Annotated in this window: 9 protein-coding genes and 1 pseudogene; 8 read left to right on the top strand and 2 right to left on the bottom strand. The window is 64.7% G+C overall.

Going from position 1 to position 13,656, the window contains the following annotated elements; all coding sequences use genetic code 11:
* Positions 1-342: 342 nt before the first annotated feature.
* The 4 genes and pseudogenes from FRC96_RS12880 to FRC96_RS12865 all read left to right on the top strand — a co-directional run bounded on the left by FRC96_RS12880 (position 343) and on the right by FRC96_RS12865 (position 2,368).
* Positions 343-1,323 carry a YecA family protein gene (locus FRC96_RS12880; protein ID WP_146974894.1) on the top strand — a complete coding sequence of 327 codons (981 nt, stop codon included), beginning with the start codon at positions 343-345 and terminating at the stop codon, positions 1,321-1,323.
* 232 nt (positions 1,324-1,555) lie between these two features.
* The gene (locus FRC96_RS12875; RefSeq protein WP_146974893.1) at positions 1,556-1,777 is read left to right on the top strand and encodes a hypothetical protein; all 222 of its coding nucleotides are present in this window, start codon (positions 1,556-1,558) and stop codon (positions 1,775-1,777) included.
* Positions 1,778-1,820: 43 nt separating this feature from the next.
* Positions 1,821-1,922, top strand: a pseudogene (locus FRC96_RS22835) (nucleotidyl transferase AbiEii/AbiGii toxin family protein); the annotation flags it as partial.
* 26 nt (positions 1,923-1,948) lie between these two features.
* Positions 1,949-2,368, top strand: a complete 420-nt coding sequence (locus tag FRC96_RS12865; RefSeq protein ID WP_230470212.1) for a hypothetical protein — start codon at positions 1,949-1,951, stop codon at positions 2,366-2,368.
* Positions 2,369-2,509: 141 nt separating this feature from the next.
* Here the strand turns inward: FRC96_RS12865 and FRC96_RS12860 are convergent, their stop codons facing one another.
* Both FRC96_RS12860 and nrfH read right to left on the bottom strand, forming a co-directional pair.
* Complete coding sequence (locus FRC96_RS12860; RefSeq protein ID WP_146974890.1) at positions 2,510-4,030, bottom strand: ammonia-forming cytochrome c nitrite reductase subunit c552; 1,521 nt, start codon at positions 4,028-4,030, stop codon at positions 2,510-2,512.
* 68 nt (positions 4,031-4,098) lie between these two features.
* Positions 4,099-4,569 carry a cytochrome c nitrite reductase small subunit gene (nrfH, locus tag FRC96_RS12855; RefSeq protein ID WP_230470211.1) on the bottom strand — a complete coding sequence of 157 codons (471 nt, stop codon included), beginning with the start codon at positions 4,567-4,569 and terminating at the stop codon, positions 4,099-4,101.
* 273 nt (positions 4,570-4,842) lie between these two features.
* Between nrfH and FRC96_RS12850 the strand changes: the two genes are divergently transcribed.
* The 4 genes from FRC96_RS12850 (at position 4,843) to FRC96_RS12835 (ending at position 13,592) form a co-directional block, all read left to right on the top strand.
* Entirely contained in the window at positions 4,843-5,394 is a 552-nt protein-coding gene (locus tag FRC96_RS12850; RefSeq protein ID WP_230470210.1) for a hypothetical protein, read from the top strand.
* A gap of 180 nt (positions 5,395-5,574) precedes the next feature.
* Positions 5,575-6,090 carry a hypothetical protein gene (locus tag FRC96_RS12845; RefSeq protein ID WP_146974887.1) on the top strand — a complete coding sequence of 172 codons (516 nt, stop codon included), beginning with the start codon at positions 5,575-5,577 and terminating at the stop codon, positions 6,088-6,090.
* A 47-nt stretch (positions 6,091-6,137) separates the two neighbouring features.
* On the top strand, positions 6,138-7,319 hold the full coding sequence (hemW, locus tag FRC96_RS12840) for a radical SAM family heme chaperone HemW (RefSeq protein WP_230470209.1): 1,182 nt from the start codon (positions 6,138-6,140) through the stop codon (positions 7,317-7,319).
* Between the two features lie 297 nt (positions 7,320-7,616).
* A complete protein-coding gene (locus FRC96_RS12835) occupies positions 7,617-13,592 on the top strand; it encodes an alpha-2-macroglobulin (protein ID WP_230470208.1) in 5,976 nt (1,991 codons plus the stop codon).
* Positions 13,593-13,656 lie beyond the last annotated feature (64 nt).

Below are 13,656 nucleotides of genomic sequence, written 5' to 3'. Positions count from 1 at the left end.
GAGGTGGCACGGCTCGGATTGGAATTGAGGGAAGAAGATGTAGGGGCGAGTCAGTGGGGTTCAAGGACCGGGGGGGAGTAGGACGGTTAAGAGGGTTGACCTGAATTCAAAAGCCAACGATGCTGCAGCTTCGCCGTAACCATTGTGCTGTACGCTGTCAGCTCGCGTTGATGTCAGCTCTGCTGCATCGAGAGCATGGCCTGGCTGCGTTTCAAGGTTTGCATGTCCACACGCGTCGATCGCCTGTGGGGTGTGCCCTTGTTCGCGTCACGCAAGCTCGCGCTCTTTCGGAGATTCGCGGGTGCTGACGGCGGTGTACTTTACCGAACCAGGAGGAACGCTATGCGAAGTGTGAATCGTTGTGCGGTAGTTGTACGGCCCTTGCAGCCTTTTGTAGACTGGGTGCGTAAGGTGGATCGTGAGTACGCGGAGGGCCTGAGCGACGAGGCCATTCTTGCCAGTGATCAGGTCTTCCTCACGCCGATGTTTCATGTACGTGAGGATACCGAGGAGTATCTGGAGATAAACGCGACTCGGGTCTTTGAGTCGATGCTCCACGGATGGTGCTACGATGAGACCTTATGGCCGAAAGAGAGGGGCTGGGACGCCTTTAAGGAGTGGTTGGATTATGAGGTCGCGGTTGATTTGCTCGATATGCCCGAGGCGGCGGCGCTGAGGAGCGGGGAGCGCTCGCCGTACCAGGGCGGGGGGCCGGTGTTCGAGTTCGAGGAGAGCGTTCTCGACGACTACGAAGAGCAGGTGCATCACGTGCGTTCGGAGGTCTGGACCGACGGGCTCTTTCGGGCGTTTGCGGCATCGCCGGAGGCGAACGCGTTACAAACGCGCGTGGGTGGCGCACGTCTGGCGCTGGACTATTTGCACGTGTACGGCAACGAGCCCTTTCAGGAGATCAACGCGGAGCTGCTGGAGGACGCGATGTTCAGCGCTCTTCGGATGCGAGGTTTTGAGATTAATCTGGATGGGGACGCGATCGTCGCAGAGCTCACGGCCCTCTTTATGTATGTGCAGCGCGCGTACGACTTTGGTGCGGCCGAGGCCTGCCTGAAACTTCTGAAACGTGAGGGGCTGTCTGCAGAGCTGGACGTGGCGTTGCAGGAGGCCGCGATGAAGCACGCCAGGCGCACGAAGGTCCAGAGTGCCGAGGAGCAGGGGAGGGGCGCCGACCCGGCGCTGCTCGCTGCCGGACTTCTGGCAGGCATTCAGAAGCCCTTCGTCGTTCGGGAGCCGGAGCTCGGGCGAAACGATCCCTGCGCCTGTGGGAGCGGCAAGAAGTACAAGCGCTGCTGTTTGACCGTTTCCTGATCGCGTTGGTGCCCGTGAGCCCAAAAACGCCCCCGCTGCGAGAGCAGCGGGGGCGTTTGGGTTCGCTCAGGTCATTTTGACTGATACGCGCATTCGACGGCTGCCGGGGCGTGGTCGACAAGGGGGCCGTCGGGCTGTGCGTTTTGAGTGATAGCGCGTTGACGTGGGTCTGTTGCGAACTTAGCGTTTGATGACGAGACGTCAGGTGACCTCTTTTAGATACGGAGCGACCGTGCTTTCTCAGGACGAAGAATCGAAGGCGGCGAGATTGCGGCTCGCGTTGCAGATGGCGGACGCCGGAATTGCGATGAAGCGTCAGCAACTTGCGCGGCGTCATCCGGAGGCCTCGTCAGCCGAAGTCGACGCGATGTTGCGAGCGTGGTTAGGGGCGAGGCCCCTGGCGGGTTGCGGGACTGTGATGAGTTTCGAAGCCTGGGTCGGTCGTGATCAATGAACTCTTTGAATCACTTTCCATAGTGCGTGACACATTTGAGGACATGGGCACGGCATGGGCGCTGGTAGGGGGCCTGGCCGTCTCCTGCTATGTTGATCCCCGTTTCACGCGTGACATTGACGTCGCAGTCGCAGTGAAGAACGACGCTGACGCGGAGTCGTTTCTCCATGCGTGGCAATCGCGGGGCTATGTGCTTTCCGCGGTGATGGAACAGGATGCGGTGGGCGGCTATCCACAGCGCGCACGACACGCGAGCGCAGCCAGGAGTGGGTCTATGTCGACCTGCTCTTTGCCTCGTCCGGCATCGAAGTGGAAATTGTTGAGCAAGCTCAGGCGATAGCGGTGATCCCCGAGGTTGTGATTCCAGTGGCGCGGCCCGGTCATCTTTTCGCGCTGAAACTTCTGTCGGAGTCTGCGGATGAGCGTCCTCAGGATGCGATGGATTTGAGATCGTTGCGCGAGATCATCGTCGGAGAAGAGCGAAAGGCGGCCGAAGAGGCGACGCGGCTGATCATGGACCGAGGTTATGGGCGCGGCCGTGATTTGTCGTCCCGGCTAAAGCATACTTTGAGAGAGGGTGATCTGGGCTGATATGTGTGAAGCCGAGGGTGGCGTGCGCGCAATGGATGAACTGCGGCACGCGCGTCATCGTAATGGCACTCATCAAAAACGCCCCCGCTGCGCAGGCAGCGGGGGCGTTTTTGATCGCTCCGGGGACTGTTGCCGATGCGCTCAGTAGACGCCGGCCGGGGCCTGGTCGGCGGGCGTCACACCCTCGATGGGCGCGGGCTCGGGCTTGACCGGCTTTTCGGTGCCCACCTCCGAGCCTTCGACGTGCTCGGGGCGGGTGGCGCCCTCGGCCTCCAGGGCGGCGATGATGCGGCGCGCTTCGAGCTGGGCCTGGCGGGCCTGGTCGATAGAGTCGGCCAGCACCCGGGCGGCTTCCTGAGGCGCGTGGAATCCGCGGGAGTTCTCCGAGTAGACCCAGTCCAGACGGAACTGCGCCTCGCGGTGGAGTTTGTAGGCTTCGGCAAGATCCTCGGGGGTGGCACCCATGGCGCGGGCCAGGGCCAGGTCGTCCATCATCTCAACGAGCGCGTTGGAGGCGCGGTCGATCAGCCCCTGGGTGGTGTCCTGAATGGTGTGCACCCGATCGCGCAGGTCGGACTCCGAGCCCCCGTGGCAGGTCATGCAGCTCGACGCCATATCGAGCAGCGGGGAGCGCACGTGGTGGTTGCTGACCTTCATCGCGCCCATGCGCTCGTAAGGCATATGGCAGTCGGCGCAGGCCACTCCGGCGGCGGCGTGGGTGCCGGCATTGTAGAGCTCAAACTCGGGGTGCTGGGCCTTGAGCATGGGCGTGCCGGTGTAGCCATGGGTCCAGTCGTTGAAGCCGACCTCGTCGTAGTAAGCGATCTCGTTGTCGATGTTGATGCCCTGCGCCCAGGGGTAGATCACGTGTTTGTCCTGCGGGTCGAAGTAGTACTCGACGTGACACTGACCGCAGACAAAGGTGCGCATCTCCTGGCGCGACGCATCGCGGTTGACGTCGTAGTCCTCGATGCCGCGCTCATGTTTCATCAACGCGGCGATGCCGGCCTTAAAGGCCGGGCGGCTTACGCGCAGGCTCATCGTCTCGGGGTTGTGGCAGTCGACGCAGGCCACCGGGTGCTCAATGAGCTTCTCACCGGAGTCGTCGACGATGTTGCGGGCCTCCTCATAAGGCATGCCGCTCATCTTCACAAAACCCGCCCAGACGTCGCCCTCGCCGGCGAAGCGGTAGGCCGGGATCACCGAGGCATGGCAGTGCAGGCAGGCGCCGGGCTGCTGAAAGTCGGTGACGCGCTCGGTCTCTTCCTGGTCGAGCAGCATGTAGGCGTGGCCGCGGGCCTCGCGGTAGTCGACGGCGAAGGCGTAGCCGGACCACATCTTTTTGAGCCAGGGATCTTTGTCGAGCTTCTGCATTGGCACCGCATCCGAGCCGCCGTAGCGGGTGCGCTCATGATCGACGGTGCGCATGTACGAGTCGTACTGATGCGGCCAGTTCTGCGCCCAGATCTTCGGATCGACGGTCTCATCATCGACCTCCACCACGCGGAAGTGTGGGGTCTGACCTTCGGTGCGGCGCTCAAAGATGTTCATCAGGAGCGCGATGATGATGATGGTGACCCCGGCGGTGAGCGCTACGGCGATGATGTAGCCGCGCTGAATCGGGAACTTTTTACGAGGGGTATCCGAGGATTTCTGGCTCATCATCAAACTCCAATAGACGGGCAAACAAGGCGCTCAAGGCGTGGTGCGTAGATCGGGGGCGGTAGGCGTCAGAAGCGCTGCGGGCGCTGGTGCCCGGCGTGGCCGACGTTGAAGTGGCAGTTGACGCACTGGGGGTTGTTATCCTCGTCGAGGATCGGGTGGACCAGGTCGCCGTGGCAGTGGACGCACTGATTCTGCAACACGCGCTGGTTGCGCGGGATGATCTGGATGGGCTCGTAGAAGTTGTCGAAGGTAAAGGCCCAGGCGTGCCGAAAGCCGTTGTCGGCCTTTGAGATGTATTTGGGGATCAGGCCTTTGGGCGTGTGGCAGTCGTTGCAGGTGGCCACGTTTTGATGGCTCGACGCCATCCAGGAGTCGTACTGCGGCTGCATGATATGGCAGTTGGCGCAGACCAGCGGGTCGTCCTGGAGGTAGGCGTGGCCGTCGGCGTAGAGGAAGGTGAAGAGGCCGACGCCCACAAGCACGCCGACCCCCACGGCCAGAAAGAGCCCGAAAATATGTGCCGGAATCGTGTTCATAGACATCACTGCGTGAACAAAACGTAAACGTGCCCCGGAGGTGGTTCGGTCTCTTCAGAATGAGGGGAGCGCGGCCGGTGCGTCAAGGGTAAGGCGCGTGAAGCTCTGTTAAAGAGGGCCCGGGTCATGTTGACGCGCAGGTGAGGGCGCCGGCGCCAAGACGTTGACCGCAGGGGCCATGTTGAATGAATAATGAACGCTTCGGCGCGTCGCATCGACTTCGCGGGCGATGATCTTCGCCGGAGCAGGGATCATGATGTCAATGAGGAGAGGATGATGCAGGGTCGTTTCTGGATGATGGGTGTGGCCGCCGGGTTGATGGCCTCTCTGGGGTTGAGCGGCTGCGGGCTGGTGGAGCGGGTGGAGGCCATCGACGCCGAGCATAGCGGAGTAGACCGGGGCTATGAGGAGGGCACGCAGTGCCGCGGCCTGCAGGACAAGCTCAACGACTGTCGGCTGGGCCGCCTGTGGACGGATCCGCAGGAGTCTCCCGACTGCGACGAGAGCTACTTCGAGGACGAGGTGCGCGCGTGTCAGCTCGGTTGCATGCTCAACGCGACCTGTGAGGCGCTCGGCCGCAGCTTGTGCTCCCTGGGTGGCGAGGTCTTAAGCGAGTGCCTCAACGCCTGTGAGCCCGATCGCGTCTGCCCCGACGGCTCGCCGGTCACCCACGAGAAGTACTGCAACGGGGTGGAAGACTGCGCCGATGGCTCCGATGAGCCGGTGACCTGCGAGGCGTTTATGCCATTCTTGTTCTGCGAAGACCCGGACTTCTACGAGCGTCGTTACACCGATAGCGGTGGCGATGATGACGATGATGATTGAGACAGGTTGAGGCGTTTGTGGTGCGGCGACGTTGGGCGCGGCCTCATCTCAGGATCGTGTCCGGGCGCTTTGCGTCTGCACAGGCGCAGCCCGGTCTGACATCAGGCCGGGCTGTGCAGTGTGAGGGCAAGGGGGTATAAGGGGAGGGAGGTTTGAAGGACTGCCCGCGGGAGAGTGGCGATGGATCCGAAAGAGGTGTTGGACACGTTACAGCGTCAGCTCAAAGGGGTCTTTGAGTCCGGGACGCGCTACCAGGTCGAGAAGATCGGGGTGGTCGTGGGCTTTCTGGTCCTGGTGATCGCCAGCGTGGGCTGGGCGATGAGCGGGCCGGATGATGGCAACGAGCTCGGGGCGAGTTTTGGGGATGAGGAGCTGACCAGCCAGCTGGATCGTCGGCAGTATTATATCGAGAATAAGGGGAACAAGGACTGGACGGACGTGCGCGTGGTCTTTGATCGCAAGTACCTCTACACCACCGATCGGGTGGAGGGTGGCGAGCGCCTGACGCTCAACGCCGAGTCGCTGCGTTATTTTTACCATATCCCAAGGCCCTGGGGGCGTCAGGACTGGGAGCGGCTGGCTGAAGGGGAGCCCCCCGGGACACAGCCCGCGGCGTCGTACAGCCCGAGCTTTGTGCAGATCCGCACCGAGCAGGGGCGCATCGACCTGAAGGTGGGCGACGAGCGCAGCCGGTGAGTGAGGTCGACGTTTCTGCAAGGCATATGAGGTCGGGGGAGATCGGCGTGTATGTGCACGTGCCCTTCTGCGAGCGTCTCTGTCCCTACTGCGACTTTGCCGTCTCGGTGCAGCGGGAGATCCCGCACCAGGCCTACGTGGAGCGTGTGGCCGCCGAGCTTAAGGCCCGGGCCGGGGAGTTTGAGGGCTATGAGGCGGTCACCCTTTATGTGGGGGGAGGAACGCCGTCTCTGCTCTCTGGCGAGGCCCTGGGGGCACTTTTTGAGGCGGTGCGGGGAGTGGTGACGCTGCAAGAGGGCGCGGAGCTCACCCTGGAGGCCAACCCCAACCAGCTCTCCGAGGCGAAGCTCAACGCCTGGCGCGCGCTGGGGGTGGAGCGCTTAAGTGTGGGGTGTCAGAGCTTTCAGGATGCGCAGCTCAAGGCGCTCCGGCGCAATCACTCGGCGGCGCAGGCCATCGAGGGGGTGGAGCGGGCGCTGGAGGTGATGGAGCGCGTCTCGCTTGATCTGATGTTTGGGGTGCCGGGGCAGACGACGGCCTCCTGGGAGGCTGATCTGGCCATCATGCAGCGGCTGGTGGAGGAGCGGGGCCTCGATCATGTGAGCGCGTATAACCTGACGGTGGAGCCGGGCACGGCGTTCTGGATTCGGCGAAAGCGCGGCAGCCTGCACCTCCCCGATGAGGACGCCAGCGCGGCTTTTCTGGATCGGCTCGTCGAGCGCACCGCCGAGGTGGGCCTGTGGCGCTATGAGGTCTCCAACTTTGCGGTGCCCGGGGGGGAGAGTCGCCACAACAGCGGCTACTGGCTACGAAGGCCCTATGTGGGCGTGGGGGTGGGCGCGCACAGCCTGCGAGTGGGGGGCGACGGGCGTTCCTGGCGACGGGCCAACGCTCGAAAGTACGCCGAGTACATGGCGCAAAGCGACCCGGGGGCGGCCGAGAGTGAGGAGGTGCTCAGCGCCCGGGAGTCCTTTGCGGAGCATCTTTTTCTGGGGGCGCGCAGTCGCCTGGGGCTCGACCTTTCGGGGCTCTTTGAGCGCTATGCGGGCGTGCTCTCGGCAGCGGATAAGGTGCGGGTTGGCGAGGCGGTCGAGGGGCTCGAAGCGTTGGGGTTGATGGAGCGATCCGGGGGCAACCCGGCGCTCTGGCGACCGACGTTGCGGGGGCTGGATCTGGGCGATACGGTCGCCGAGCGACTCTACCTGGCGGCGACACCCGACGCGCATTGATCGCGGCGGTGGGGGAGGATGAGGCCTGCTCGCCAGGCGCGTTCGGGAGATCTGTTTGGCGTGTTTGGTGGACGCGTGGAGGCGCTGAGATCGATCGTCTTGATGCGGTGAGTGAGGTTATTTGAGCCTCGGTTCGTGGTGTGAATGGTAATGTTTTCAGTGGTTTATGTGGGTGTGTGGTGTCACGTTAGAAGGAATTGCTCGATTAAAATAGATCGAAATGAAGGCGGCTGCGTACAAGGTGGTAGGGCGCAGTGCGCCGGTGGATGTTCAAACGGATTGAATGACGAGGAAGGCATGCGAGCGATGAGCGCGGGCAGATGGGTAGCGGTGATGATGGCGGCGGCGCTGATGGTGGGGTGCAGCTCCAAGCGCTCGTCGGTGGATGGGCTGGCCGAGGGGCAGCTCGGCGATACCGAGGCGCCGCCAGCGATGGGCGGGGTGCTGGGTGAAGATGAGGGGTACGAGATGGTCAAGGCGGTGCGTGGCGAGGCGCTCTCTGAGGAGGAGATCGCGCAGCTTCTCGGGCGGCTGGAGCCGCTGGAGGGTAAAGAGGGCGATGAGGTTGCGTTTCGGCGTCGTAGCGACACGATGCCGCCGGCGGTGCCTGGCAAAGAGGTCAGCGAGGCGTGGCCGCCGGATCTGACGCAGGTGGTCAGCGAAGCGCCTCAGGCCGGCCCGCTCGACGTGCTGGCGTTTCGGCCCGAGGGGGCGGTGGAGGGGCCGATTCAGCTCTCGGTGAGCTTTAGCCGCCCGATGATCGCGGTGGGGCAGGCCGGCGAAGCTGAGGCGCCGGATATCACGATCGAGCCGCAGCCGGAGGGGAGGTGGCGTTGGCTGGGGACGCGCACGGCGGTCTATGAGGTGAGCGAGGCGTGGCCGAGGGCCACGGCCTACCAGGTGGAGGTGGCTGCCGGCGTGACCTCGGTGGACGGATCGACGCTTGAGGAGGCGGTGCGTTTTGGCTTTGAGACCCCGCCGGCGAAGGTCAGCGCGGTGTATCCGCGCTACGGCGTGCAGGCGGCCGACGCGCCGGTGCACGTGGTGTTCAATCAGCCCGTGCCCGAGACGATGGCCTCGAAGATCCGGGTGCAGGCGGGTCGCAAGACCATTGCGATGCGCCGGGTCAGCGGCGATGAGGCTGCCGAGCTGCAGGAGGCCGGTGGCGTGAAGGGGGCGGCTGACGAGGGGCGCGTGCTCACGCTTGTGCCCACCGAGAACTACCCCGACGGCGCGACGGTGCAGGTGACGGTTGCCGCGCCGATCGAGAGCAAAGAGGGGCCGCTGCTGGGGCAGGAGGGCCATGAGGCGAACTTTCGGGTGCGCGGGGCGTTTCAGGTCGAAAGCATCGGCTGCTACGTCTCCGAGCCCTGCCCGCCTGGACGTCAGATCTATGTGAAGCTGACCAACCCCATCGCTTCCGACACCGAGTTTGAAGACCTGGTGAAGGTGACTCCGGAGGTGCCGAACCTTCAGATCAGCGGAGGGAGTGACCACCTCTGGCTCAACGGCGACTTTCTGCCGAAGACGACCTACGCCTTTGAGGTTCGCGCCGGCCTTGTGGATGCCTTCGGACAGCCGCTGAAAGGGGATCGCCGTGGGCAGGTGGAGATAGGGGCCTACCCGGCCTTTGTGGCCGGGCCTCCGTCGGACATGCTCGTGTTGCCCAAAAATCCCGCAGCGAGCCTGCCGGTGATGCTCGGTGGCCTTCGCTCGTTGCGGGCGCGGGTCTTTAAGGTGGAGGCGGCGCACTATCCGGCGTTCTTGCACTCGCGCTCGGGGCCGGCGCGAATTGGCGAGCTCGTAGACACGCAGATGTTCCGCTTTCGCGGCGAGGAGGTCGACGCGCGCCATGAGGTCGAGGTGGTGTTGAGCAAGGCGCTCAACAGCGCGGGGACCGGTCAGGTGATGGTGGTGCTCGACGAGCCGACGCCCTGGCCGAACCATGGCCGGCGGCATGAGGAGCCGAGCTGGTCGTACTGGGTGCAGGTCACGGATCTGGGGCTCGATCTGACCAGCGATCAGCGTACGTTGGAGGGGCGGGTGACCCTGTTGAGCAGCGGTCAGCCGACGAAGGGCGTACAGGTTGTGGTGGATGGCCAGGAGGTTGCCCGCGTTAACGACCACGGGCACTTTTCGGTGGATGTCCCCACGGATGCGGCGGTTCTGGAGGTGCGCCAGGGCGGTGGTGATGTGGTGATGATGCCGCCCGACGCGCAGACGGGCTGGTGGTCGGGGCGCGGATGGAACCGTCTCGAACGGCCGGAGCGCGACCAGGCGGTGTGGTATGTGATCGACGACCGAGGCATGTACAAGCCCGGGGAAACCGTCACCCTCAAAGGTTGGGTACGCGCCCGTGAGCCGGGGCCGCGAGGGACGCTCACGTCGCTTGGTGGTGCGCAGCGGGTGACCTATCGAGTGCGGGAGTCGCGGGGCAATGAGATCACCAGCGGCACGGCCGAGGTCGACGCGTTCGGCGGCTTTGAGTTCGACGTGGAGCTCGCCGACAACGTCAACCTGGGCTGGGCACATGTGCAACTCTCCGTGGATGGCGAGGCGGCCGGGACGACCACCGCACACAGTTTTCAGATCCAGGAGTTTCGTCGGCCGGAGTATGAGGTCAGCGCACGCGCGATTGGCGAGCCGCATCGCGCCGGCGAAGAGAGCCGTTTCGAAGTCGAGGCGGCCTATTATGCCGGTGGCGGCCTTGCCGGAGCGCCGGTGACCTGGCGTTTTGCGGAGAGCTCGGCGGGCTACACCCCGCCGAATAATGAAGGGTGGACCTTTGGCGCGTGGCGGCCCTACTGGGGGCATTGGGGCTGGCAGCCTCCGTCGGAGCCGCAGGTCGTGCCCGAGGCGTTGCGCGGCGGCCACCAGAGCATGACGGACGCCCGGGGCATCTCGGTGCTCGACCTCAGCTGGGAGGCTCCCGATGACGGCCTTCCTCGCCGCGTGCAGGCGACGATGTCGGTGATGGACGTCAACCGCCAGAGCTGGGAGGCCAGCGCCAGCGCGCTGGTGCACCCGGCGGCGGCCTACGTGGGGCTCAAGAGTGAGCAGACCTTCGTGCAGCGCGGTGAGGCCTGGGAGGTGCTCACGCGTGTGGTCGACGTGGATGGGGCGCAGGTTGAAGGGGCCAGCGTCGAGGTTGTGCTCTACCTGGCGCGCAACCCCTGGAGCTTCACGGTCGAAGACGCCGAGGAGTTCGCGCGGTGTTCGCCAGATGATGGTGGGCGCTGTGTGTTCAAAGATCTCTCGGCGGGCTCGTACCGTGCGGTCGCGACGGTGGAGGATGAGGCCGGCCGGAGCTCGGTGAGTCATCTTGGCGTGTGGGCGGCCGGTCAGGACACCCGCGGCGCGGATCTTGTCGAAGAGAAGCAGCTCGTGCTCATTCCCGACCAGGAGTCCTACAGCCCTGGCGAGGTGGCAAAGGTGATGGTCAACGGACCCTTCTATCCGATGGACGCCACCGTGGAGCTGCGACGCCAGGGGCGCTATGAGACGCGGCAGGTTCGCCTGAGCGCGGAGAACCCCGTGGTCGAGATCCCGATTGAGGACGCGATGACCCCCGCACTCACGCTCACCGTGCAGAGTCTCGGCGTGGATGATGCGGCCTCGCCGGATGCCTTCGCGCGCGGTGAGCTTCAGCTGAAAGTGGAGCCGGTGGAGCGTCGCCTTAACGTGGCGATCGAGCCCGCAGAAGAACAGGTGGATCCTGGCTCAGAGCTCGGTGTGGATGTTGTGATCACCGATCATCAGGGCAAGGCTGTGAGCGGTGCGAATGTGGCGCTTTTTGCGGTCGACGAGGCGGTGCTGGGGCTCTCGAATTATGCGCTGCGCGACCCGCTGAGCATCTTCTACCCGGAGCTCCCTGCCGGGGTTTACGATATGCGCACGCGCCGCTGGTTGATCGTGCCGCCGAGCGCTGATGAAGCTCTGGAGCGGGAGGAGGCGGCCGATAACCTCGCGCTGGGTGATGCCGCCGAGGGGATGGCTTCTGGTGGACTCGGGATGCGTGGAGGAGGCTCCGCGCCGATGCGCAAGCGCATGGCGATGGCTGCGCCCGCTGAGGCCGCGCCTGCGGCGCCCGGCGGCAGGGGCCAGGCCAACACGCCCATCGCCGTCCGCGAGGTCTTCGACGCGCTGGCCTTCTTCGACGGCGACCTTGTGACCGACGCCGAAGGTCGCGTGCGTGTCGAACACACCCTGCCCGACAGCCTCACCCGCTACCGCCTGATGGCCGTGGTGGTCGAAGGCGACCGCCGCTTCGGTCATGGCGAGTCTCAGGTCGTCGCGCGCCTTCCCTTGATGGTGCGTCCCTCGGCGCCGCGTTTTGCCAATGTGGGCGACCGCTTTGAGCTTCCGATCGTGCTGCATAACCAGACCGATGAGGCGCGCAGCGTGGATCTCGCATTGCGTGCGGTCGGCGGCCTGAAGTGGCTGGAGAGCCCCGGGCGTCGGGTGGAGGTTCCGGCAAACCAGCGCGTGGAAGTTCGCTGGAAGGCCGAGGCGACCTCCGCTGGCGAGGTGCGGGTGCAGGTGGCCGCGGCCAGTGGAAGTTTTGCAGACGCCGAGCTGATCACGATGCCGGTGCTCACGCCGGCGACCACCGAAGCGTTTGCGACCTACGGTTCGCTCTCGGACGAAGATGTGATCCAGGAGCTGGTGCAGGTCCCTGAAGAGGCGTTCTCGCAGTACGGGGGGCTGGAGTTCTCGGCCTCCTCCACGCAGCTTCAGGCGCTGACGGATGCGTTCATCTACCTGACGACGTACCCCTATGCCTGCTCCGAGCAGACCGCCAGCCGGCTGATGTCGGTGCTGGCGCTCTACGATGTGCTCGATGCGTTTGAGGCCGAGGGGCTGCCTTCGGTCGACGATCTTAAGGCGTCGCAGCAGGAGTGGGTCGACCAGATTGTGCAGGCCCAGCGCGGCGATGGCGGGTTTGGGTTCTGGAAGGGAAGTCGTCAGTCCTGGCCTTACGTGAGTGTGCACGCCACCCATGCGCTGTGGATGGCCGATGAGGCGGGGCTGGAGGTTCCCGCCTATGCGCTGCAGCGTGCCCGCGCCTACATCGCGCAGGTGGAGCGCTACACCACCGACTACAGCCCGCGCTCTCGCGCCACGGTGGATGCCTACGCGCTGCACGTGCTTGAGAAGATGGGTGTGGCCGGCGATCGTGCGCTCGACGACGTGGTGACGCGTTACGGCATTGAGGTGCTTCCTCTGGAGGCGCTGGGCTGGCTCTTGCCAATCGCCGAAGGCACGCAGTGGGAGGCGCGCTTTATGCAACGTCTTCAGAACAACGTGCAGGAGACCGCCGCCACCGCCGAGTTCCAGGAGGCCTATGAGGCCGGCGCGTACCGTGTGCTGCACTCCGGCCGCCGCACTGATGCCGTGGTGCTCGACGGCCTGATGCAGACCGACGCGCAAAACCCGCTCACCGAAAAAGTGATGCGCGGGCTGATGGCGCACCGCAAGCGCGGGCGCTGGAGCACGACCCAGGACAACGTCTTTGTGATCCTGGCGATGCGTCGCTACTTCGACACCTTCGAGTCGGTGAGCCCGAACTTTGTGGCGCGAGCCTGGATCGGCGACGCGCATTTTGCCGAGCACAGCTTCTCGGGTCGCACTGGCGAGCGCTACTCGGCCGATGTGCCGATGTCGTACTTGCAGGAGCTCGACGATGCGACGCAGCCGGTGGTGATCGAGCGCGATGGCGAAGGTCGAATGTATTATCGCCTGGGGATGCGTTACGCGCCGAAAAACCTCGATCTTCCAGCCACCTCGGAGGGCATGGAGGTGGAGCGCATCTATGAGGCGGTCGATAACGAGAGCGATGTGCGTCGCGCCGAGGACGGGGTCTGGGAGATCAAAGCCGGGGCGCGCGTGCGCGTCACCTTGACGATGACGCTTCCGGCCAGACGTTACCACGTGGCACTCGCCGACTGGTTGCCGGCGGGCTTTGAGCCCATCAACACCGAGCTCGCCGTGAGCGATGTGGAGCCCGGGCTCAACGGCGGAAGCACCACCTGGCCGGGCCACTGGTGGTGGGGCTGGCGCTGGTACGAGCACCAGAACACCCGCGATGAGCGCGTGGAGGCGTTTGCTTCGACGGTGGGTCCGGGTGTGCACACCTTCAGCTACGTGGCGCGGGCGACCACCCCTGGCGAGTTTGTGGCGCCGCCGGCCAGGGCCGAGGAGATGTATCACCCGGAGACCTTTGGGCGCTCGGCGACCGAGCGGGTGCGGGTGGTGGCGGAAGCGGCGCAGTGATGTGGTGCCCTGGCGAGCGGTCTGAGATGGGGCCGCTCGCCAGGGATAACTTCGATGGATGGGA

The sequence above is a fragment of the Lujinxingia vulgaris genome, assembly GCF_007997005.1.
Classification (GTDB): Bacteria; Myxococcota_A; Bradymonadia; order Bradymonadales; family Bradymonadaceae; genus Lujinxingia.
The sequence above is the reverse complement of the archived record's forward strand: the minus strand, read 5'-3'. Positions and strand labels throughout refer to the sequence as shown.